Genomic DNA, 22,290 nt, shown 5'->3' with positions numbered 1-22,290 from the left:
TCATTTTCCAAACAGTAGTGTTTATGAAACATGTCTATTTGCTATCTCTTGCCTGTATGTTGAGCGCAGGGGCTTTTGCCCAGCAGGTTATCAGGGGAACGGTGCGCGATTCGCTCACCAGGGCGCCGATTCCCGGGGCCACGATCAAGGTGGTGAACGGCACCGGCGGGGTGACCGCCAATGAAAAGGGGGAATTCGAATTGCGGGTGCCCGCCAATGCCCAGTTGAAAATCTCCTCCATGGGTTTCGAAACCGTAATGGTGCCGGCCACGGCCATCATGCGCCCCATCATGCTGCTAACTTCCGCACTGGAGCTGAAATCCGCCGTGGTAGTAGGTTACGGTACGCAGCAGCGCCGCAACGTGACCACAAGCATTTCTTCCATCGGGGCCAAAGACCTGGCTCCGGAAAACAACATCGTGTCTGACGTGGGCAAAGCCCTGCAGGGCCGCATCCCCGGCGTTACCGTGGTATCTTCGTCGGGCACACCCGGCAACCCGCCCACTATCCAGATCCGCGGCGTACAATCCGCCAGCGCCAATTCGGCCGCTCCGCTCGTCGTGATCGACGGGCTCGTGATCGAAGGCGGCGCCGTGGCGCTGAACAGCCTCAACCCGCAGGACGTGGAAACCATCGACGTACTGAAAGACGCCGCTTCCGCAGCCATCTACGGCGCACGCGGCTCCACCGGCGTCATCATCATCACCACAAAAAAAGGCCGGATCGGCGCTAAACCATCTTTCTCGGTGAATGCGTACACGGGCTTCAATAATGTGCCTGCCACGCGGAGGATGCTATCCACCGACGAATACAAATCCGCCTTCTCCGACTCCCGCAACAACCGAATCGGCGACATCGAAAAAATACTGGCTAATCCCGTTGGCCTCACGCCTGCACAGATTTCAAGGCTGGAATCGGAAAAAACGCGCCTCGGCAGCGAAGTGTCTGGCCTCAAAATGGCCGACCGCAACACCGACTGGATCGACCGGATCAAGAACAAAACGGCACCGGTAACCAACATCCAGGCCAGCATGAACGGCGGCGGGGAAAAGAACAGCTATTATATGTCTATCGCCCGCTATTCCGAACAGGCAGCCATGGGCACCGGCCAGTTCGAAAGATATACCGGCAAGATCGACGTTACCCAGCAGGTAGGCGACTGGCTGAAACTGGGCGGTAACATCAATCTTTCGCAGGGCGTCAATAGAAACAACAGCTACCCCATCGTCAGCGCGTTCAACGCCCGGCCCGATACACCGGAAGAGCCTGTGCGCCGGCCAGACGGCAGCCTCGGCTATTACATCGGCCAACAGCAGCATCCGCTGGGGGAAATGCTCGAAAACAATAACAAACGCAAACAGCAAACCTGGTTCGGCAACATCTTCGCAGAAGTGAAACTGCACAAAACCCTGCAGTTCCGTTCCCAGCTGGCCGCCAATAAATATAACATCAACAGCAACGATTTCCAGTCGCCCCTGGGTTACCTCGGCTACTTTAACAAAGGAAGCCTGAAAGTGACGGGAACGGATAACTTCAACTACAACGTCGACAACTACTTCACTTACAATAACCGTTGGCACGACCTGGGCCTCACCGCCACAGCGGGCCAGACGTTCTACAGCATGGAAACCAGCAACTTCGGGTACGAACTGAACGGGTTCCCGCGGGTGCCGGGCATTAGCGGCGGACAGGCAGCCGCATCTTACGGCAGCGTGTTCGGCATCGGTTCGCTGAACGGTAACGGAAAGGAAACTTCCGAAGCGTATTTCGCGCGGGTGGGTGTGGACTATAAAGACCGTTACCTGCTGGGGGCGAGCCTCCGGACAGACGGCTCCTCCAAGCTGGCCAAAAACAACCGCTACAGCTGGTTCCCGGCCGTATCTGCCGGTTGGGACATCTCCCGGGAGAACTTCATGCTCGGCCAGAAGGTCGTGAATCATCTGAAACTCCGTTCCAGCTACGGTCTTAGCGGGAACATCCGTCCGCTTGCGCAAAACGGCGCAGAAGTCCTCATGCAGGGTACGTCCTATATCGGCGACGCTGCCCTCAAAATCCGCGATCTCGTGGGCAACCCCAACGTGCGCTGGGAACAGACCAGGCAGTTCGACGCCGGTATCGATGCGGCATTGTTCAACAACCGCGTGAACCTGACGGTCGATTATTACAACAAGACTACCGACAAGTTGATGAGCAACCGCAACATCCCCTGGGAGTTCGGCGCCACCAACATTCCCTACAACGTGGGCAGCGTGCGTAACCAGGGTTTCGATATGGAACTGTCTGTGGCCAGTGCCGCGGGTTCCGCCATCAGCTGGCGCGTGGAAACGAATATGAACCTCAACCGCAACAGGGTGCTTTCACTGGCAGATACCATGGCGCAGTTCGGTACGTTTATTTTCGGCGGACCGCAATCTACCGTGAAAGTAGGCGAATCCGTAGGCTCCGTGCTGGTGTACCGCTCGCTGGGCGTGGACCCTGCAACGGGAGACATGATGTATGACGACCTGAACAAAGACGGGATGATCAATGCGAAAGATTACGTGAACATTCCCATCGCCCTGCCGAAATTCACCGGCGGCACCACGCTTTCCGCAGGTTACAAGGGGGTGACGGTAGAAGCATTGTTCTATTACGTGGCAGGTTCGAAAATATATGACTTTTACGAACAGACCCTCCGCAATTATGACCTCGACTGGTTCGGTGTGATGCCCAACAAATTCGATATCGTGAACAGCCGCTGGCGCAAGCCCGGTGATGTGACGGATGTTCCGCGCGCCGTAGCGGGGCAGCATGGTCAGGGCAACATGACCAACTGGAACTCGATGGCTTCTACCCAGTTCATCTACAACGCGTCTTACGTGCGGCTGCGCAACCTGACGGTGGGTTACGAAATCCCGAAATCGCTGTTGCAGCGTGCGCACATTACGCGTGCCAAGGTCTATGCCTCCGCGCAGAACCTGTTTACCATTACAAAGTACATCGGCTTCGATCCGGAAGCGGCCAGCAATTCGGGGATCGTGTCGTCCAACGTTCCCAATCCCAGGGCCATGGTACTGGGCGTCGATCTCTCATTCTAAAAAATTACCGGTATGAAACATTCGCTCTACCTCTCCATATCAGCAATCATCGGGCTTTCCGCCTGCAGCAATAAATTAGACGTGCGGCCCGATCACCTCGCTTCGCCGTCCATGATCAACAGCAACAACCTGGCGCTGGTGGTTAACGGCGCCAAGCTGGGGCTTACCAACAACGCATTCAACCTGTATTACAGTCTTACCGAAATAATGGGTGACGACGTGCAGACCCTTGCCTATGCAGGCTATGAACGCTGTAATATCCCCGTTGCCGAGAACGCCCTTCAGTTCGCTTACCGCTATCCTTACCAGTGTGTCGGCAATTCCAACGCAGCGATCAATTACTGGGAATCGCATAAAGACGAAAGCGAACTGCGCCCCATCGCCGGGGAAGCTTACCTGTTGCGGGGATACGCCTATTCCCTCCTCAACGAGCAATTCGGACAGGTGGCGCTGATGAAAGGCGGGGAAGACCCGCTTACCTTCCCGCTCCGCGAATCCGAAGACAAAGTGAAAGTATTCGTGGAAGCCGATCTCCGGCAGGCGGTGGAACTGCTGCCCGATTTTACGGCAGGTATTACGAAGGCGAGCAAACAGGCCGCACAACTGCTGCTGGCGCGCCACTGCCTCAACAACGGGAAATATCAGGACGCCGTGGATATGGCCGAAGCCGTGATCAATTCCGGGAAATTCTCCCTGGCAGACAAGGTGGATTCCGCCATGTTCATGTACAACACTTCGTCGAAGGAAATGATCTATGCCATTGGCGAGGCTTCCAATAACGGCAGCAAGATGATGGGCCTGAATTCCGTTTTCGGGGCCGGTGGATTTGCGCCCTGGGGCGGCGAACAGCTCGCGGGCAACGGCAACACCTGGATCGATGAAGCGCTGATCAATACCTATGAAGATACGGACGTCCGGAAGAAATGGTATTTCAAGCGCAAGGGGCTCACGTTCGACCTCGAAGTGAACTACCTCAACAAGTTCCCCATGGAAGCCACGCCCTCCTACCCGGTATGCCGCCTGGCGGAAGCCTACCTCATCGCTGCGGAAGGGAAAGCCCGGCAAGGAAACGTGGATGTTACTCACTTCAATACACTGCGCGGGAAACGCAAAGCCAGCCTGCGCACCAACGGCGATTTCGCCAACGCGCAAGCATTCCTCGACATGATCGAAAGCGAACGCAGGCGCGAATTCACAGGGGAGCGCCTGCGCTGGAGCGATATGCGCCGGTTCGGGAAAGCCCTCCCCTGGCTATCCAGCCTGCAACAGCCAGCCGGCCATGTGCTCATGCCGCTGCCGGAACGCCTGCTGGTGCTCAATCCCAACATCAAACAGAATTCAGACTATTAAGCATAATTAAAAACACAGGAATGAAGAAAGCAATGTTGAAACCTGCTTTATTGGCGCTGTTGATGACTCCGGCGGCGCTCATGGCCCAGAAAGCCAACTTACCAAAGCAAATTACGGTGAAAGGCACGGTGAAGTTCCCCACGCCCGAAGGACAGCCCAAAATGATCTATCTCAGCCGCGAAACCTTCGAAGGCAGCAGATCGCCCATCGTGGATTCCGTGGAACTGGGGAAAGACCTCACCTACACCTTCCGCGTTAAACAGGACCATCCGGGCATCTACAAGATCAACGTGATGAACTGGGAACATATCACCTTCTGGAGCGACGCCGACGTGAAAATCTCTTCCCGCGGCTACGACACCGCGAAAATGAAGATCAAGATCCCGCACTTCACTTTCGTGGAAGGCTCGCACGACAACAACTTCGTCAACCAGATGGAACTGAACAACACGCTGGGCTACCTCCGTATGGTGGATGATTATAACCAGCAGTATTATGCGAAGGAACATACAACCAAAACCGGCGATTCCACCTGGGCGAATTACTGGGTCGGCCGCCGCCGGTACAACGATCCCCGCGACGACCAGGAGCAGCGCGACGAACTGATGAAACGCATCTACAAAGACCGTCCGGTTTACATGTACGCCCTCCGCGGCGCCGGCAGTCCGCACGATACCACGCAGTACGCCGCCACGCTCCGCCAGCTCGATCACCTTATGAAGCTGTACCCCTGGCTGAGCGAGGCTAAGAACCTGAAAAACACCATCATCAAGAACCGCGCGCAGATGATGAAACTCCAGCCCGGCCAGCCCGCGCCTTCCATCTCCTACCCCGATCATCTCGGCAAGGTTCAGGGCCTCGAAAAATACAAAGGCAAATATCTCCTGGTCGATTTTTGGGCCAGCTGGTGCGGCCCCTGCCGCCAGGCCATCCCGAAAGTGAAGGAGCTCTATACTGATTACAAGAAGCACGGGCTGGAAGTGGTGAGCATTTCCATCGACACCGATAAAAACGCCTGGAAAAAAGCCATGGCGGATGAAAACATGCCCTGGGAACAACTGCTGAGCGACAACAAGGACAAAACCATGGAAACTTACCAGTTCTCCGGCATCCCCACGCTCTACCTCATCGACCGTGAAGGCAAGATCGTGACCAAGTTCACCGGCTACAGCCCTGAAGCGGAAACCGAGATCAAATCCTTCATCGAGAAAGGTTTGCGTGCGAAACCCGCCGGCGAAAACAAGGTAATGAAGGCCATGTCCATGTAATTAATACCCATCATGCAGAAAACAATCATATCGGCTTTTTTACTGGCCGCGGGGCTTTCCGCTTCCGCCCAGCAGCATTTTACGCTGGATGTGTACATGGAAGGCCAGGAAGGGCATAAACTGACGCTGAGCTACATGCAGCACGGCGCCCGTAAAATGGACACGGCGCAGCTGCAGCCAGACGGTGCATTTCGCTTCACCGGCGAAATAGCCGAGCCTGTAGTGGCGGTGCTGTTCAACAGCAACCCTTCCAGCAGGTTCGAAGTGTCGAAAGGCGGAATGTTCATACCGGGGCCGTTAGCGGAGCTCGTACTGGAAGAAGGCCGCATCGTCATGCGGGGTAAATCTGCAGAATCGTACAAGGCGCTGGCGAAAGGCGGCAGGCTGAATACCGAATTCGCTCAGTTCCATGCCCGGGAATTGCCGCTTATCAGCAAACGCTGGCAATTGACGAAAGACGGACAGGCGGCCTATAAAAGCGGCGATACCGCCCGCGCGTCTGCCCTGCGGACCGAAGGCAATACACTGGACGGAAAGAAAAAGGAACTGCGGAAGGCGTACATCGCCAGGAATCCGGCTTCCTTCCTGAGCATGTATTACCTCACCCAGATGTTCGAGGATTATACGCCGGAAGCATACGCACAGGCTTTCGCGAAGCTGGCCCCCACCTGGAAGCAGTCCTTCTACGGAAAATGGGTCGCTAACAAGATCGAAAGCGTCCAGGCTACGGCGATGGGCAAGATCGCCCCGGATTTCACGAAAAAGGATATCCAGGGCCATGATTTTTCCCTGTCGTCCCTCAAAGGGAAATACGTGCTGGTGGATTTCTGGGGAAGCTGGTGCGGCCCCTGCCGCGCAGGCCACCCGCATCTGCGCAAGCTCTACGAACAATACAAGGGGAAAGGCTTCGAGATCCTGGGCATCGCCGAGGAAAAGTCCGCCGACCTGGCCACTTCGGAAAAAAACTGGAAAGGCGCCGTGAAAGCGGACGGTATCGACTGGCTGCACGTCATGAACAACTACGGAAAGGAATCGCTGGACCTCGTACAGAAATACGGTGTGAGCGGTTTCCCGACCAAATTCCTCCTCGACCCCACCGGCAAGATCATCTTCAAGCAAGTGGGCGGCGGTAAGGAAAGCGAAGACGAGCTCGACGCCAGGATCAAGGAACTTTTGGGCGAATAGATTGGTAAATTGATATATGCAAACGGAAGAATGGAACGCCTTCGGGCGTTCCTTTTTGTTTTACATGAGCCCCAGTTGCACGGCGAGCTTGATCATGGCGGCCACGTTGGGCGTCCCGAATTTCTGCAGGAGGTTTTTGCGGTGCGTTTCTATGGTGAGCGGACTAAGGTGGAGGAATGATGCGATGTCGGCCGTGGTTTTACCGTCGGCGATGAGGAGGAGGATTTCCTTTTCGCGGCGGGTGAGCTGCGGTGTTTCGCGGAGCGCCGATGCGGAGGGTTTGGCCATGATCTCTCGGATCGCTTTGCTGAAGGTGAGCAAACCCTCGTGAGCTTCGCGGATGCAGCGCACCAGCTCGTCGGCCGCTACGTTTTTCAGCAGGTAACCCGATGCACCCTGCTGGAGCATCTGCAGGATCATGCTGCGTTCGGAATGATTGCTGAGCGCCAGTATGCGCGTGGAGGGCGAAAGGGTTTTGACGTCGCGGCAAAGGTCGAGCCCGCTGGCGTCTGGCAGGCCGATGTCGAGCAAAAGGATGTCTGCATAAGACGTGCGGAGAAAATCCAGGCATTCGGCGGCAGTGCTGAAACATCCGGCGATTTCCATGCCGGGGGTATTATCCAGTAACTTTTGCAATCCTTCCAGGATGAGCGGATGGTCGTCTACAATGGCAATTTGAATGGTGTTTCCGGACATGGTTTACCGGGGCGGATGATCCCCGTCCCCAAAAATATAGATTATTCGCGTCCGGCGGATAAAATTACGCGCATCTACCGGAAAACCAGTAGGAAATTTCCCCGGGAATAGGGTATTGAACTGGGTGGCAGACGGGTTTACTTTTGTGGCGAGCAGCTTATTTATTATCTAAACAATCATTATATGAAATCATTGAAAATGTTCCTGTTGCCATTGTTAGCCTTTTCCATCGGTATGGCCGCCTGCGGCGGGAAAGACGACGATCCGGCACCTGGCCGCACCGCGAAGAAAGTGCAGTTTAAAGCTACCGGCAGCTCCGGGGTCGTGATCAAGAACGCCGTCTACGGGTACGATCAGTCGATCACCACGGCTTCGAGCATCAACCAGAATACCTGGGAAAGCCCCGTGCTCGACGTTCCCGCCAGTGCACTGAGCAGTAGCTGTGCAATCGGCGCCCTTGGCCCCAACGCCAACGCCAACCTGAAAGTCGAAATGTTCGTGAACGGAAATCTCGTTAAAACGGGAACATCTACGGGTACGGCGCTTTCCGCCGTTGCGCAGATTGTTTTTTAATCCGGAGCGCACGTTCCGCCCTGCAGCCGGTCGCCTATTGGCCGGCTGTTCGTTTTACTGTTGACGCGGGGCCCGGAAAACCGTAATTTCAGGATGAAACAACCCGTATTGTATGAATTACGATCCTGTGCTTATCCGTCCACTGGCGCACGATGATCTCACACTGTCTGCCCTGTCTGAATTGTTGATCGAAACCGTGGCGAACGGCGGCTCCGTAAGCTTCATGCATCCCCTTTCCGGGGAAAATGCGCGTGCCTTCTGGCAAGGCTCGCTGGCAGCGGCGGAACAAGGTGGACGAATTATCCTGGGGGCTTTTACGGAAAGCGGCGATTTGGCGGGAACGGTGACGCTGCTGCTCGACCTTCCCCCGAATCAGCCCCACCGCGCCGAAATCGCCAAAATGATGACGGCGGTGGCCCATCGCGGGAAAGGCATCGCCAGTGCGCTGCTGGCCGAAGCGGAAAGCCTCGCCCGCCTTCACGGGCGCAGCCTCATTACACTGGATACCGCCGAAGACGAAGGCGCGGCCGGGTTCTATGAAAAGCAGGGGTACAACAGAACGGGCGTCATACCCGGCTTCGCGCTGAAACCGCTTGGCGGCCTCACCGGCACCATCATTTACTGGAAGCAACTCTGCACCACCAAAACCTGAACACGACATGCGTTTCCCTTATCTGTCGCTGCGGCACACGCTGCTTATATTACGTATATCCATCGCCATTATCTTCATCGCGCATGCTGTTGTGCGGGTGACGGGCGGAACGGTGCCCCGGTTCGGCGGATTCCTCGAATCAAAAGGGTTCCCGGCCGGCGAAGCGCTGGTATGGATGATCACCGTTTTCGAGATCGCCGGCGGGATTTTGCTGGCCGCAGGCAAATTCGTGCGCTGGCTGAGCGCCGGATTCGTGTTGATGTTGCTGGTCGGGATCGTTATCATCCACGCGGAACTGGGTTGGTTCGTGGGGGAACACGGCTCAGGCGGATGTGAGTACAGCTTCATCCTCATCGTAGCGCTGCTGGTAACGGCGGCGGCCGACGGCGAACGCGCGGCTTAACGCTGCGGCGTAAGTGTTTCGGCGAGCTCGCCCTTTTGATGGACTTCGAGCTTCACCGGCCGGCCTGCTGCATCGCGGGAAAAAGTAAACGTGAGGTCTGCTTCTTTCATGAAAAATATATCGGCAGATTGCGGGTATAAATTGACGGTGTTTTTGGGTGTTTGCATGATCAGCATATTATTCCCTGCCGTGAAAACCAGCGTCGTTTGCGGGCCTTTGAAAGTGCCCGTGCAGCTTTCCAGTTGCTTTGCCGTCAATTCCACGATCTTCCTGCCATTGTCGTAAGGCGCCGGTCCATGGTCGAAACTGAGGACGCGCGTCATTTTCCAACCTCCTTTTTTCATCCAGACATGCGTGAACTGCGCCAGCCCGTCGCGGCGCGTTTGCCCGTTTTTCACGATGCTGAAGTAATGACTGCCGTGGATGATGGCGCCATAAACCGTATCTGCCTGTCGCAAGGCGTACACTTTAACGGACCCTGGCACAGCTTCGCGCAGCAGGCGGTAATCGCCTTTGGGATTGCAGGGCCCTTCCCCAAAGTTCTTCACCATTTTATCCACCCCAAACGAGAGACCGCCTTTGTCGTGGTAAAATTCGAGATCTGAACTGAAGAAAGTCTTCATCGCCGCGAGATCACAACTATTATACGCTTTCCAGAATAAACTGTCTTTTTGAAGGATAAGGTCGGCTATCACGGCGTCGGACTGCGCGCTGACGCGGGTGAAAGTCAACAGGATACCGAAGCAGATGCAAATTTTTTTCATGGCGGAAATGTAAAAAAACAGATGTTGTTATAATATTACAGCAAACAACTGGTACTTTTATTTGTTAGTGTAGATTCATTTGGGGAAATTTTGGCATGATAATGATAATCTTGACATTAGACATGTAACCCATGGAACAACCATTGCATATGAAAAACACCGAACGGTTCAGCGGAAGGGCTGAACATTACATCAAGTACCGGCCACATTATCCGCATGCCATCATCACCTGCCTGGAGCAGGAAGCATGTCTTACGAAAGACGCCGTGGTAGCCGATATCGGCTCTGGCACGGGGATTTCCTGCATGCCGTTCCTCGAAAACGGGAATACGGTATTCGCCATAGAGCCGAATGCAGATATGCGGGAGGCTTCCGAGCGGCTGCTACACGGTTATCCCGGGTTTCGCGCGGTGGCGGGAACAGCGGAGAAAACCACCCTGCCCGGCGCCTCGGCCGACCTGATCGTGGCCGCCCAGGCATTTCACTGGTTCCACGGCAGCGCGGCGCGCAGCGAATTCCTGCGGATCGGCAAGCCCGGCGCCTGTACGGTGCTCATGTGGAACGAGCGCGATCTGCAAGACGAACTGGGAAAAGCCTACGAATCCCTCCTCCAGAAATACGCCGTCGATTACCGGGAAACCAATCACCGGAACGTAGGGCCCGCCCAACTGTCGGCCTTCTTCTCCCCCGCCGTGTACAGCGCCCACGTTTTTCGCAACGCGCAGCAGCTCGATCTGCAGGGCCTCAAGGGCAGGTTGCTGTCTGCTTCCTACGCGCCACAGCCCGGGCACGCGCTTTACGCTCCCATGATGAGCGAGCTGGAAGAACTGTTTGCGCGATACGCGCACAACGGCATGGTGAAATTCATGTACACCACGCGCCTTTACATCGGAAAACTGGAATAACGCTACTTCACCTTTTTGTACTGCTCCTGTAGCCGGCCGCGGAAAAGGAAGCCTTCTTTATTGAAAATGATATCCACCGGTGTTTTTTCCATCCAGTAGAAAACCGTTTCCGACGCAGGTTTCAATGTTTCCTTGCCCCGGCCGGCCTGTAATTGCAGGGAGTTTTCGGCTGGTGTGATCACTACGGTATCGCGCTCGCCGCGGACGTATATACCTGCATGTTTCGCCAGTATGGCCGGCGCCACGGGCACGGGTTTGAACTCGTGGCGGCGCTGTGCCAGCAGCCACGTCCACAGGCTGTCGCTGTTGTAGGCTTCCGTCCAGCTGTCGTGCCCCGCATCCGGGTACACCGTGAATTTCACGCCGGGCTGGTAAGGTTTCAGGGCATTGATCATATCGGCGCTTTGGCTGGGGAGCACTACATTGTCTTTCCCGCCATGGAAACACCAGGTGGGCAGGTATCGCATCTTCCAGGCGTCTTCCGGCCGGCCGCCGCCACAGATGGGCACAATGGCCGCCAGGTCGCCGGCGAACCGGGAGGCGTATTCCCAGGTGCCGTAACCCCCCATGCTGAGGCCCGTCATGTACACCCGGTCCGCATCTACCCGGTAACGGGTTTTAAGGTCGTGGATCAGCCGCTGGAGGATGCCCGCGTCCCACCCTCCGAAGTCGGATTGGGGAGAAACGATGATGACCGGGAATTTCTTCCCCGCTTCCACGAGCTTCGGCGGCCCGTGCGCTTTCACCTTATCGAGATTGGTCCCGCTTTCGCCGGACCCGTGCAGAAAGATCAGCAATGGCCATTTGCCGGTGGAATCCGTGCTGTACCCATCGGGGAGCGAAATCAGGTAACGTACGTCCAGCGTGAATTTGGCGGGTGATTGCTGTGCCACGGCCTGCAGGCCGGTCAGCAGTAAGAGGGGAACAAATAGATGCTTCATGACAGGAATTTACGCAAAGTTCCGAAGGTTTCCTATCCGCCGGAACCGTATTTTCAGCTCGATAACCGGGCCCATGGCCCGAATATTGTGACGCTTCGGAAAACGCTGGTATATGGATAAGATTAAGGAATTCTTCCAGGCATACGAACATCGGTTTAACGACGGTGTGCAGGGCCGTAACGAGGATCCAAAAGCCATGGCGGCCGCGTTCGCCGATTATTTCGTGGAATCGTCGGCCCGCGGGGTAATAGGTGGCCCAAACGACGAATCCTTCCTGAAAGCCGTCCCGGAAGGCAACGCGTTCTACCGGAAGATCGGTACCAAAAGGATGCGTGTTGCCGGGCTGGATGTGACTGAAATTAATGAGCAGCATTTCCTGGTAAAAGTGCATTGGGATTCCGCTTACGATAAAGGCGGCCAAACGATTGAGATCGAATTTGATGTGTGGTACCTGCTCACATCGGCGTCGGGAGCGCTCAAAATATTTGCGTATATAACCGGCGATGAAAAGCAAGTGCTGCGCGAACATGGACTGATCCCTGAAAATTAATCCCTACATTTGCGCTATGCGAAACAACCTTGTCAGCATGGGCGACGCCCTGCGGGAGTATCTCAACAAAAGCAAGCTCAAACCGCGCCTCATGGAAGTGCGTATCCAGGAAAACTGGGAGCAGGTGGTCGGTAAAACGATCGCGAGATACACCGAAAGCGTGCACCTCTACGATGGCAAGCTGGTGATCGTGACGAGCGTAGCGCCCCTCAAGCAGGAACTGAATTATTCCAAAGACCGGATCGCCGGGCTGGTAAATGAAATGCTGGGGGAAAAAGTCGTGACGGAAGTAATTATCCGTTAGCGGCCGGCGAGCTTAACTTCGTCGGCTACGGTGTTGACGATGCGGGTAATATCGTCCATCGTCAGGCGGGTACGCAGGTGCAGCATTATCATTTCTCCGTCTTCCTGCACCAATACCACTAAATTATCGATCCTGTCTTCGTTCCTGCCGTTGCTGAGCAGGTGGATGTTGGCGTTTTCGTGACGGACTTCCGCCAGTAATTCGAATTTATTGTTTTGTTCCAGCGCTTGGCGCAGGCCCATCACCGTTTCGGTGGAGAATACGCCGTAATCCATTTCGAGCGCGTAAAATCTGGCCTTTCTTACTTTTTTCAATGCCCATTTGATGTCTTTCATCTTGCCGTCGAAAGCCCGGTCGGGGATGAACCAGCTCACTACGCGGAATGTGAGGAAGCCCAGTCCTATTTTTTGGGTGGATGCCACGTCGTAATGCTGTACCATAAAGTGGCGGAGCGTTTTACGCTGTGCGCTGGCGGTGGTGGCAAACAGGATGCAGGTAATGGCGATAATCAGGGTGCGGATCATGGAAGGATTTTTTCGGGTAAAGGATGGAAAATGGAAAAGCGGCCGCGGATGGAGGACGGCGGCTTGTCCGGTACGGTCATTTTTTGCCTTTCGGTCCCTTGGGACCTTTGGTGTCGAGCTTGCCGAGGTTCTCGAAACCGTCGATGTTCATGCTTCCGGCGATGTCGGAGAGCTCTTCGATGGAGAAGTCTCCCATGAGCAGCAGCGCGAGGAATTCGTTGGTACTGCCGACCAGCATCACCAGTTCCGCTACGTTGCCTTTGGCGTTTTCGCGGACCATGAATTTGAGGTCGGTGTCCTTGTCGCGCAGGCTCATCAATTCTTCCATGCCGTTGGTCAGGAACTGGGCGGCTTCGCGGTAGAGGCGCTGGCCATCTTTGGTGTCTTCCTTGATCAGGATGCGCAGGCCTTTCAGTTTGCTGGCCAGCGTCATTACCTTCCTGGCGTCCGGGTCATCGGAGCTCACTTTCGAAAACATGGAAAACATTTTCGGCGTGATGTTGATGACGGTGAAGGAATTGTCGTTCTGATACTTCTGGAAGAACTTGTCGATGGTGGATTGCGCAACGGCCAGCTGGCTGCTGCACAAGAGGCATAGTAAGGCGACCAGTGGAATGAGACGTTTCATGTGCGTTGAATTAAAGAATCAATCAAGGTTATATTGGTTTTTGAATGGCCTTAGTTTTTGCCCGTCACGAGGTCTGTGGCCTCATTGAAATAGGCGATCTTTTCCATTTGCGATTTGCCCCTGTTCAGGTTTTTGGACAGCAGCTGAAGGGCGCGCTGCGTTTGCTGGTAAGCCAGTTTGGGATCGGAGAAGGTATCGCGGAAAGCGAGGTCTTCCGACGTCCGTTTGTCGCGGAAACTGTCTGCCGAATACAGCATTCCTGCGGCCACGAGCACGGCGGCGGCGTATTTCATCCATCCCTGGGTGATAGACCGGATAATGGAGGCCTGCTGCGGTTCGTCCCACGGTGCCGGGCGGTCGGTGAACAGTTCCGGCATTTCCGGTATGTCGCTGCAATCATGATAATACCGGAACAGCGGGGCGGCTTCCTGGAGGTCTGCGGGCAACGTTCCTTCATGGCCGGCGTAAAAAACGCGCAGCTCCGCTTCTTCCGCTTCCGTGCTCTCGCAGGCCCAATACTTGTTCAGCAGGGCCCTGATGTCATTGTATTCCATACACTTGCAGGTTTTGTAGCTGCTCCCGCACCTGTTTACGGGCGCGATGCAGATTGATTTTTACTTCCGGCAGCCCGATTTCGAGCATGTCGGCGATCTCCTGGTAACTCAGCCCGTCCATATCCCGGAGCCGCAAAACGGTCCGGTATTTCTCCGGCAATTTGGCGATGGCCCCGTGCACCCTCCGCATCACATCACTTTTTTCGGCGTGCTGATGAGGCGTTTGATGCACGGACGGCACTTCGCCGGCCCTGTCCAGGTCGTCGGTAACACGATACTTGCGGCTCTTCAGCCGGTCGAGCGCCAGGTTGCGCGTAATGCGCATGCACCAGGCTTCGAGGCTTTGAAGCTCGGGCATCTTGTCGCGACTGTTCCAAACCCGGATAAAGCAGTCCTGGACCACATCCTTCGCATCCTCCTCATTACCGAGCAGGCGGAACGCAAAGCAGTAGAGCTTTTGCCTGTACGGTATGATGAGGGATTGAAATGCGCTGGATGTCATGCGTTTATTTTAGAATGGCAGAAGGAGGCGGTTCCTTCGTTGTTACAAAAAGAAGACGACTGCCAAATACGTTTGTTACAAAATAAGAGGAAAAAATTTTTCCGATGCTGATTATCAGGTGGTTAAACGAATGCGGGGATCGATGGCGCTGTATAGCAGGTCGGCCAGCAGGTTGATGATCACGAAAATGCCGGCGGTGAACAGGACGGCACCCATCACCACGGGGAAATCGAATTTCTCCAGCGCGTCTACCGTCACTTTGCCTATTCCTTTCCATCCGAAGATATATTCCACGAAAAACGCCCCGGCCAGGAGTTCGGCGAACCAGCCGGTGATGGCGGTGATCACGGGGTTGAGGGCGTTGCGGAGGGCGTGGCGGAAAAGGACCGTCCGTCGGCGGAGCCCTTTGGCATAGGCGGTCCGGATGTAATCCTGGTTCAGCACATCCAGCATGGCGCCGCGGGTGAGCTGCACGATGATGGCCAGCGGCCGGATACCCAGCGTCAGCGCGGGCAGCACCAGGTTCCGGAGGTTCAGCACCCTGCCCCGGAAAGGATCGATGTCGTAAAGGCTCCCCGTCATATGGAGCCCCGTCCAGCCGGCCAATACAAAACCGAAAAGGTAAGCCAGCACGATCCCTGCGAAAAACGACGGCGCCGAAATCCCCGTTACGCTGGCGAACACGGCGCCCGTATCCATCCAGGTGTTTTGCTTCACGGCAGACAGCACCCCCAGCCCGATGCCCACCACGGTAGCGAAGAGCATCGCGGCCAGCGCCAGCACCAGCGTTCCCGGAAGCGCTTCCGTGAGGATCTCCCAAACAGGCTTCTTGCTTTGGTAACTGCGGCGGAGATTAGGCGTTTTGATGACGAAAGCGCCGTCGCCCACTGAAAATAGCCGTAGGGCGGGCATTTCCTGCAATTCGGCGGCAGATAAAACGCCGATGGGCGACAGGTCATGTAAATAATACAGGAACTGTACGCCCACCGGTTTGTCCAAATGCAATTCCTTCCGCACGTTTTCCAGGCTGGCCACGTCCGTCCGCTGCCCGAGCGTCATCCGGGCCGGGTCGGCCGGGAGTACGTTGAACAGCAAGAAGACGATGCTCACGACCCCGAAGAGCACGAGCAGGCCATAGCCGGTTTTGCGGAAAAGGAATCGCAGCATATTGCTTACGGGATATCGTTATGGTGATATTTGGCCTTGATCGTGCCTTTTTCGAGCACCAGCAGGCAGGGATTGCTCCGGCCGGCCGTTTTGATGGCGGTACCGTCCATCTGCAGGAACTCGAAAGTAATGCCGCGGTTGGCCTTGAACTGTTCAACGGCTTCCTGGCTGGAGCTGGTTACGCCCATCAGCACGATTTTTCCTTCCGTCGCCATCTGCTGGTATTTTTTCATTCTTTCTTCCCAGCCTTTACCGGCCTTGCTCACGTCGAGCACGAGGAAGAGGTAAACGGGCAGCGGTTCGGTGAGCACGGCCCTGTTCATATTATTTCCGTTGAAATCGTTCAGGATGAAGTCCTTGATCGGCGGTTCGGCGTTGCCTTTCTTGATCAGCTTGTCTTTACGGTCCACGAACTTCCAGGTGGTATCCTGCCAGGGGTAGTTTTCCGTCGTGTATTCCTGCTGCTTGCCGTCTTTTTCATAGATCATCACGGTTTCATACACGTCGGGCGTGGAACCGGGGGGCGCTTTCATCTTTTCCATGATGTTATTGCCGACTTTGTATGGCAGGCAATCCACGATCGGGAGGTGCGCCATCGCATACCATTGTACGGCGATGGGGAACAGCACGGCGAAGATCATCACGGTGTTGTTGGATTTGGGAGGGAACAGCGGCTGGATGCGCTTGTTGAAGATGAAGATCACGAGGATCATCACCAGGAGGATGATATCTTTCCAGAACGACTGTTCGGCCGTGAGCTTGATACAGTCGCCGAAGCAGCCGCATTCGCGGATGAGGCCGCTGAACAGCGCGAAGCCGGTGAGGAAAGTAAAGAAGATGATGAGCAAAAGTAACAGGAACGAGAAAAAGCGCATGCGGTAGCCGATGAGCACGGCAAAACCGGCGATGATCTCGAAAGCGTTCATGATCAGGGACAGGGCCAGGGAAAAGGGGATCATGAAGTGCAGGTGGAGCACTTCAAAAAACTCGTCCATCTTGTAGCTGAGGCCAAGCGGATCGTTGGCTTTGATCAGTCCGGAAAAGATGAACAGCATCCCTACGATGATGCGAAAAATGGTGATGATTGGTTTCATAGTGGTTAAAGATAGGAATGTTAATGCTTTTCTTCAAGCAGGATGAGGGCGAAAACGGCATAGTTGACGATGTCTACGTAATTGGCGTCGATCCCTTCGGAAATGAGGGTCTTGCCATCGTTGCGCAGTATCTGTTTGATGCGGAGGAGCTTGGTGAGAATGAGGTCTACGAACGATTCCTGGCTCATCGAGCGCCAGGCTTCGCCATAGTCGTGGTTCTTGGCTTCCATGACGGTGCGGATGAAGGCGGTCTGTCCGTCATACAATTTCGACACCTGGTCGGCGGGAAGGTCGGTATAAATATCGTCCGAAGGCAGCTGCAACTGAATGAGCGCGATGACACCATAATTAATAATGGCACGGAATTCCCCCGCAATATCATCGGCTACCTTCTGCACCCCCGTTTCCTGGATGGTGCGGATGCGCTGGGCCTTGATGAAGATCTGGTCTACGATGGAAATGGGGCGCAGCACGCGCCAGGAAGTGCCGTAATCTTTCGTCTTTTTGATGAAAATGTCCTTACTGCTGTCGATCACCTGCTGGTATGTCATTCAATTGCTGATTTTAATTGCCGTGAAAGGCGGTGTGGAATGAAGGATTTCGGTAATTTTGGCCATCCATCACTTTCATAATCACTGCCTCTTGCGTTTCAAAAATACATCATTACGGAAAGATTTCACTATCCGCTGCCGCGGAAAGTTGCTGAGCCTGGCCGAGCCCCTCGTGATGGGGATCATCAACGTGACCGACGATTCCTTTTATTCGGACAGCCGCAGCCGTGAGCTGCACGACGCCGTGGTGCGCGCCGAAGCCCTCCTGGCCGATGGTGCCGCCCTGCTCGACATCGGCGCCCAGAGCACCCGGCCCGGCGCGCCGGAAGTGGGGGCTTCGGAAGAAGCCGCGCGACTGGTTCCTGCCATCCACGCCATATTATATAAGTTCCCCGAAGCCGTGATCTCGGTGGATACCTACCACGCCTCCGTGGCCGAAAAATGCATCCTGGCCGGGGCGGCGATCGTAAACGACATCAGCGCCGGCGACATGGACCCCGAAATGATCCCGACCGTAGCCGCCCTCCAGGCGCCTTACATCGCCATGCACATGCAGGGCACGCCGGCCACGATGCAGCAAAACCCTCAGTACCAGGACGTAGTGCAGGAAGTGCTGGACTATTGCATCCAGAAAACCGAGGTCTGCAGGGCCGCCGGCATCCACGATGTGATCCTGGACCCGGGGTTCGGGTTCGGTAAAACGCTGTCGCACAATTACCAGTTACTGCGGGGCATGGAAATGCTGCACCTGGCAAACGCGCCCGTGCTTGTGGGCGTATCCCGGAAATCGATGGTTTACAAATTGTTGGGCTCCACCCCTGCCGAAGCCCTCAACGGCACCACCGTTTTACATACCGCCGCGTTGGAGCGGGGTGCGCATATCCTGCGGGTGCACGATGTAAAAGCCGCCCTGGAAGCGGTGCGCATCGTTTCTTTCATGGAAAGCGCATAGTGGGCCAAATATTTCTATTTTTACAGCTATGAAGGATGTATACGAATTTTACGGATTTGAGTTTCGTTGGCTGAATGTTGTGGACCTGCTGATTGTGATTTTTCTCGTTATCCAGCTGTACCGCCTGCTGAAAGGCAGTCTCGCTTTCAATATTTTCATCGGCCTGCTGATGGTGTACGCCGCCTACTTCCTGGTGCGCTCGCTGCAGATGCCGATCCTCACGAATATTTTAGAGAACTTCATCAACATCGGCCTGATCGCCATTATCATCATCTTCCAGCCGGAAATCCGGAAGTTTTTGCTGGTATTGGGTAAGAAAACGCCGCTGAGCAAGGATTCCTTCTTCACCAAACTGTTCCTGCCAGACCGGTTCAAGAGTTACAAGGAAGAAGAGAACATCATCAACGAGATTATCGTGGCCGCGGGGCATATGGCCGCCAGCCAGACCGGCGCCCTGATCGTCATTTCCACGACCTACCGCGTGAAGTTCGATACGGCATCGAGTATAGCGATAGACGGGAACGTGAGTGCCAAACTGATCGAAAGCATTTTCGAGAAGAACAGTCCGTTGCACGACGGGGCGCTGATCATCGTCGGCAACAAGATCCTCGCGGCCAAAGTGATCCTGCCCATGTCTGAAAACCCGAACCTGCCCACGCGGATCGGGATGCGCCACCGCAGCGCCGTAGGTATTACGGAACATAGCGATAACCTGGCGATCATCGTGTCGGAAGAGCGCGGAACGATTTCCTATGCGCAAGACGGGCAACTGGTGCAGAACGTGCAGTTGGAAGAACTGAAAGTGAAACTGTACGAAGTGCTTGTCGACGGACTGTAATCGTTATCAGAAAGTAATTCGGAATCCTCCCCGTGCGGGAGGATTTTTTATTGGAACCGGTGAACAACGGAACCCCTTAAAATACAAAGTCCTCCCGTTTTACCGGGAGGATCTATGTTTGGGGGGATGATGATAGTAATGAGAATATCATGGCCGGCAGCGCCGGAATTTTGCTTTGTAACCGCTGACCTCCAGCGAATAATCGCCTTCGGGCAACGTCGACAGCCGGATGGTGTACACACCCTTTCGGTGCCCTCCTTCCAACGGCAGGATCCGCACAGGCAGGTTTTGCCCGTTATAGATCGTTAAGGGAATCATTCCCGCATGTGTTTCCAGCGAAAGGACCTGTATTCGGACGCTGTTGTTGTTCACAGGCAACAGCACCGGTTCGGTCAGGTGCGTATGGATGAAAAATAAAAAACTCCAGTAATTCATACAGAACCGTTTAGGCTGATCAGGTTCTTTTACAGGAGCTGGTTAGATTGGATGCCCAAATATACAACTATTTAATTTCTTTCATATTTCAATTTTGTTAACTCCGAGTTAACGGGTCAGAAAACGTCCTGCAGGTGCAGGATTTCAGGCTTTTCTCCCGGAACGGCGAAGATGGAAAGGATGTCGAACCGGATGTGTTTGACATCCCCGCCGTTTAGTTCCAGCCAATGTTCGGCCACCTTGCGCAAGTGCTCCTCTTTCTTCCAACCCACCGCTTCTTCCGGCATCCCGAAAAAACGCGAGCTGCGGGTTTTCACTTCCACGAAAACCACCGTCCCGCTTTTCTCCGCAATGATGTCTACCTCCTTCCGCCCCGCTTTCCAGTTGCGGTAAAGGATACGGTATCCGCCGGCCGCCAGGTGCTCCGCGGCCAGCCGTTCTCCCAAATTTCCCAGTGATGCATCGCAAGCCATGCGTTTTTGTCTATTTTTACGGTTTAATAAAGGAAAAGTATGCGAGACCCGAATTTATTCTACCTGACAGGAAAAGTGCAACATTACGCCTGGGGCGGCTTCCGGTATATTCCCGAACTCCTTGGCCAGCCGGTTACCGGCCAGCCCAGCGCGGAATACTGGATGGGTGCGCACCAAAGCGCCCCTTCCCTGCTCCAATGCGATCAACCGCAACCCCTCAACGCCTGGATCGCCGAAGATCCCGCTGGCGCCCTCGGCCCCGCCGCCGCTGGCAGGTTCGGCGAACTGCCCTATCTCTTCAAGATCCTCGACGTGAAAGATATGCTCTCCATCCAGGTGCATCCCACCAAATCGGAAGCGGAAAAAGGCTTCGCGCGGGAAAATGAAGCCGGCATCGCCCTTAATGCACCCAACCGCAATTATAAAGACGCCAACCATAAGCCCGAGATCATGGTGGCGCTCAGCGAATTCTGGCTCCTTCACGGCTTCCTGCCGGAAGACAAGCTCCGCAAAGTACTCGCGGAAGTACCCGTATTCTCGGCGCTGGGCCCCGTTTTCGAAAAGGACGGATATTTCGGTCTCTATAAAACAGTGATGGAAATGCCGCAGGAAGAGGTGAACGCCATGCTGCGCCCCCTCGCGGAAAAAGTGCTCCCCGCTTATCGCGCCGGGTCGCTCAAAAAGGAAGACCCCGCATTCTGGACGGGCCGCGCCATCGATAACGACCCGCAGGGAATGGAGCGCCTCGACCGCGGTATCTTCTCCATCTATTTCTTCAATATCGTATACGCGGCACCGGGAGACGCCGTGTTCCAGGACGCCGGTATCCCCCACGCCTACCTCGAAGGCCAGAACGCCGAGCTGATGGCCAATTCCGACAACGTGCTCCGCGGCGGCCTCACACCTAAATATATCGACGTGCCCGAGCTCCTGAAACACACCCGCTTCGAAGCCGTACACCCGAATATCCTGAAAGGAGAAGCCATTCATGGCGGACAGGAGCGCATCTACAATACCCCCGCCCCGGATTTCGTGCTGAGCCGCATCGCGCTGAAGGCCGGGGAAACGTACACGCATACGTCTGTTGCCCCCGAAACCTGGATCGTGCTGGAAGGCACGGGCAGCGCGGAAGGACCGGGCAACAACAGCCTGGAACTGTCCAAAGGCAAAACGCTCTTCGCGCCGTTCGGGACCGCTTACAAGGTTGTTTGCGGCACCGATCTCGTGATTTTCAAGGCGGCAATTCCATAATTGGTTATATTTGTGGCAAGCAAACGAACGCTTATATGAAGAAAGAAACTTTATCCAATATCATCCTGGTGGCCGTGCTGATCTTCATCAGCGTTTTGGGCCGGCTGGTGACGAACTATTTCGAGATCTACAATTTCACCGCCATGGGCGCAGGCGCGCTTTTCGCCGGTGTGATCATTAAAGACAAGAAGTATGCGTACGCCGTGCCGCTCGTTTCGTTGTTGCTGAGCGACCTGTTCTTCCAGTTCTTCACAAACATTCAGGGTGTGTATGGCGGCGAAATGCTGTTCGTGTATGCCGGTTTTATGATGGTCACCTTCCTGGGCACCCGCATTCGTAAAGTGACCGCAGGCCGGGTATTCCTCGGCGCCGTTGCATCCGGCGTGATCTTTTTCCTCATGTCCAATCTCGGTACGTTCCTTTTCCGTGACATATACCCGCATACATTCAGCGGATTGCTGACCTGCTACTGGTCTGCCATTCCTTTCTACAAGCAAGACCTGTTCGGGAGCTTCGCCCTCAACACCATCCTCGGCAACGTATTCTACAGCGCCTTGCTGTTTGGTGCTTACGAAGTACTGAAACCCGTATTCGTACGCAAAGGAGAAACAACGATCGCATAATAAGAACGCATTCCATAAAAAAAGCGGTCC

General features: G+C 55.1%; 26 protein-coding genes. 14 read left to right on the top strand and 12 right to left on the bottom strand.

Features of this window, described 5'->3' with window-relative positions:
* Window positions 1-23 precede the first annotated feature (23 nt).
* Genes EJ361_RS02120 through EJ361_RS02105 form a run of 4 tightly spaced genes read left to right on the top strand, consistent with a single transcriptional unit; the run spans window position 24 to window position 6,880 of the window.
* Window positions 24-3,077: a SusC/RagA family TonB-linked outer membrane protein gene (locus EJ361_RS02120; RefSeq protein ID WP_126243692.1), complete on the top strand. Its 3,054-nt coding sequence runs from the start codon at window positions 24-26 to the stop codon at window positions 3,075-3,077.
* Between the two features lie 12 nt (window positions 3,078-3,089).
* Window positions 3,090-4,427: a RagB/SusD family nutrient uptake outer membrane protein gene (locus tag EJ361_RS02115; RefSeq protein ID WP_126243691.1), complete on the top strand. Its 1,338-nt coding sequence runs from the start codon at window positions 3,090-3,092 to the stop codon at window positions 4,425-4,427.
* A gap of 20 nt (window positions 4,428-4,447) precedes the next feature.
* Complete coding sequence (locus tag EJ361_RS02110; RefSeq protein ID WP_126243690.1) at window positions 4,448-5,695, top strand: TlpA family protein disulfide reductase; 1,248 nt, start codon at window positions 4,448-4,450, stop codon at window positions 5,693-5,695.
* 12 nt (window positions 5,696-5,707) lie between these two features.
* Window positions 5,708-6,880, top strand: a complete 1,173-nt coding sequence (locus tag EJ361_RS02105) for a TlpA disulfide reductase family protein (RefSeq protein WP_126243689.1) — start codon at window positions 5,708-5,710, stop codon at window positions 6,878-6,880.
* A 60-nt stretch (window positions 6,881-6,940) separates the two neighbouring features.
* Here EJ361_RS02105 and EJ361_RS02100 read toward each other — a convergent pair whose 3' ends face one another.
* Window positions 6,941-7,576, bottom strand: coding sequence for a response regulator (locus tag EJ361_RS02100; RefSeq protein WP_126243688.1), 636 nt, complete (start codon window positions 7,574-7,576; stop codon window positions 6,941-6,943).
* A gap of 183 nt (window positions 7,577-7,759) precedes the next feature.
* Here EJ361_RS02100 and EJ361_RS02095 point away from each other — a divergent pair, with 183 nt between their 5' ends.
* The 3 genes from EJ361_RS02095 (at window position 7,760) to EJ361_RS02085 (ending at window position 9,204) form a co-directional block, all read left to right on the top strand.
* Window positions 7,760-8,149 (top strand): hypothetical protein, encoded by a 390-nt coding sequence (locus tag EJ361_RS02095; protein ID WP_126243687.1) that lies wholly within the window; start codon window positions 7,760-7,762, stop codon window positions 8,147-8,149.
* A gap of 112 nt (window positions 8,150-8,261) precedes the next feature.
* Entirely contained in the window at window positions 8,262-8,801 is a 540-nt protein-coding gene (locus tag EJ361_RS02090; protein WP_126243686.1) for a GNAT family N-acetyltransferase, read from the top strand.
* Between the two features lie 7 nt (window positions 8,802-8,808).
* Complete coding sequence (locus EJ361_RS02085) at window positions 8,809-9,204, top strand: DoxX family protein (RefSeq protein ID WP_126243685.1); 396 nt, start codon at window positions 8,809-8,811, stop codon at window positions 9,202-9,204.
* Here the strand turns inward: EJ361_RS02085 and EJ361_RS02080 are convergent.
* Window positions 9,201-9,968: a nuclear transport factor 2 family protein gene (locus tag EJ361_RS02080; protein ID WP_126243684.1), complete on the bottom strand. Its 768-nt coding sequence runs from the start codon at window positions 9,966-9,968 to the stop codon at window positions 9,201-9,203. The genes EJ361_RS02085 and EJ361_RS02080 overlap by 4 nt on opposite strands.
* A gap of 149 nt (window positions 9,969-10,117) precedes the next feature.
* On the opposite strand from EJ361_RS02080, the gene EJ361_RS02075 reads away from it, so the two are divergent.
* Window positions 10,118-10,873 carry a class I SAM-dependent methyltransferase gene (locus EJ361_RS02075; RefSeq protein WP_126243683.1) on the top strand — a complete coding sequence of 252 codons (756 nt, stop codon included), beginning with the start codon at window positions 10,118-10,120 and terminating at the stop codon, window positions 10,871-10,873.
* A gap of 2 nt (window positions 10,874-10,875) precedes the next feature.
* Here EJ361_RS02075 and EJ361_RS02070 read toward each other — a convergent pair whose 3' ends face one another.
* Window positions 10,876-11,814, bottom strand: coding sequence for a carboxylesterase family protein (locus EJ361_RS02070; RefSeq protein ID WP_126243682.1), 939 nt, complete (start codon window positions 11,812-11,814; stop codon window positions 10,876-10,878).
* Window positions 11,815-11,926: 112 nt separating this feature from the next.
* Here EJ361_RS02070 and EJ361_RS02065 point away from each other — a divergent pair, with 112 nt between their 5' ends.
* A complete protein-coding gene (locus tag EJ361_RS02065) occupies window positions 11,927-12,364 on the top strand; it encodes a hypothetical protein (protein ID WP_126243681.1) in 438 nt (145 codons plus the stop codon).
* Between the two features lie 16 nt (window positions 12,365-12,380).
* Window positions 12,381-12,668 carry a DUF721 domain-containing protein gene (locus EJ361_RS02060; protein WP_126243680.1) on the top strand — a complete coding sequence of 96 codons (288 nt, stop codon included), beginning with the start codon at window positions 12,381-12,383 and terminating at the stop codon, window positions 12,666-12,668.
* On the opposite strand, the gene EJ361_RS02055 is transcribed toward EJ361_RS02060, so the two are convergent.
* From EJ361_RS02055 to EJ361_RS02025, 7 genes are all read right to left on the bottom strand, one after another.
* A complete protein-coding gene (locus tag EJ361_RS02055; protein ID WP_126243679.1) occupies window positions 12,665-13,192 on the bottom strand; it encodes a DUF4252 domain-containing protein in 528 nt (175 codons plus the stop codon). The genes EJ361_RS02060 and EJ361_RS02055 overlap by 4 nt on opposite strands.
* A 76-nt stretch (window positions 13,193-13,268) precedes the next feature.
* Entirely contained in the window at window positions 13,269-13,820 is a 552-nt protein-coding gene (locus EJ361_RS02050; RefSeq protein ID WP_126243678.1) for a DUF4252 domain-containing protein, read from the bottom strand.
* A 50-nt stretch (window positions 13,821-13,870) separates the two neighbouring features.
* The gene (locus tag EJ361_RS02045; protein WP_126243677.1) at window positions 13,871-14,374 is read right to left on the bottom strand and encodes a hypothetical protein; all 504 of its coding nucleotides are present in this window, start codon (window positions 14,372-14,374) and stop codon (window positions 13,871-13,873) included.
* Entirely contained in the window at window positions 14,361-14,876 is a 516-nt protein-coding gene (locus EJ361_RS02040; protein ID WP_126243676.1) for an RNA polymerase sigma factor, read from the bottom strand. The genes EJ361_RS02045 and EJ361_RS02040 overlap by 14 nt, the downstream gene beginning before the upstream one ends.
* Before the next feature lie 114 nt (window positions 14,877-14,990).
* Complete coding sequence (locus tag EJ361_RS02035) at window positions 14,991-16,043, bottom strand: ABC transporter permease (protein WP_126243675.1); 1,053 nt, start codon at window positions 16,041-16,043, stop codon at window positions 14,991-14,993.
* A 5-nt stretch (window positions 16,044-16,048) separates the two neighbouring features.
* On the bottom strand, window positions 16,049-17,137 hold the full coding sequence (locus EJ361_RS02030) for a BT_3928 family protein (protein WP_126243674.1): 1,089 nt from the start codon (window positions 17,135-17,137) through the stop codon (window positions 16,049-16,051).
* Window positions 17,138-17,157: 20 nt separating this feature from the next.
* Window positions 17,158-17,688, bottom strand: a complete 531-nt coding sequence (locus EJ361_RS02025; RefSeq protein ID WP_126243673.1) for a DUF1599 domain-containing protein — start codon at window positions 17,686-17,688, stop codon at window positions 17,158-17,160.
* Between the two features lie 91 nt (window positions 17,689-17,779).
* Here EJ361_RS02025 and folP point away from each other — a divergent pair, with 91 nt between their 5' ends.
* A complete protein-coding gene (gene folP, locus EJ361_RS02020; protein WP_240646521.1) occupies window positions 17,780-18,640 on the top strand; it encodes a dihydropteroate synthase in 861 nt (286 codons plus the stop codon).
* A 28-nt stretch (window positions 18,641-18,668) separates the two neighbouring features.
* A complete protein-coding gene (locus EJ361_RS02015) occupies window positions 18,669-19,478 on the top strand; it encodes a diadenylate cyclase (RefSeq protein ID WP_126243672.1) in 810 nt (269 codons plus the stop codon).
* A 147-nt stretch (window positions 19,479-19,625) separates the two neighbouring features.
* On the opposite strand, the gene EJ361_RS02010 is transcribed toward EJ361_RS02015, so the two are convergent.
* Entirely contained in the window at window positions 19,626-19,913 is a 288-nt protein-coding gene (locus EJ361_RS02010; protein ID WP_126243671.1) for a hypothetical protein, read from the bottom strand.
* 116 nt (window positions 19,914-20,029) lie between these two features.
* Window positions 20,030-20,386 (bottom strand): YraN family protein, encoded by a 357-nt coding sequence (locus tag EJ361_RS02005; protein ID WP_126243670.1) that lies wholly within the window; start codon window positions 20,384-20,386, stop codon window positions 20,030-20,032.
* Window positions 20,387-20,425: 39 nt separating this feature from the next.
* Between EJ361_RS02005 and manA the strand changes: the two genes are divergently transcribed.
* Both manA and EJ361_RS01995 read left to right on the top strand, forming a co-directional pair.
* Entirely contained in the window at window positions 20,426-21,637 is a 1,212-nt protein-coding gene (manA, locus tag EJ361_RS02000) for a mannose-6-phosphate isomerase, class I (protein ID WP_126243669.1), read from the top strand.
* Window positions 21,638-21,672: 35 nt separating this feature from the next.
* A complete protein-coding gene (locus EJ361_RS01995; RefSeq protein ID WP_126243668.1) occupies window positions 21,673-22,260 on the top strand; it encodes a DUF6580 family putative transport protein in 588 nt (195 codons plus the stop codon).
* Window positions 22,261-22,290: the final 30 nt, after the last annotated feature.

This window comes from Chitinophaga rhizosphaerae, assembly GCF_003958645.1.
GTDB classification, from domain to species: Bacteria; Bacteroidota; Bacteroidia; order Chitinophagales; family Chitinophagaceae; genus Chitinophaga; species Chitinophaga rhizosphaerae.
This window is presented reverse-complemented; position numbering and strand designations above follow the sequence as displayed.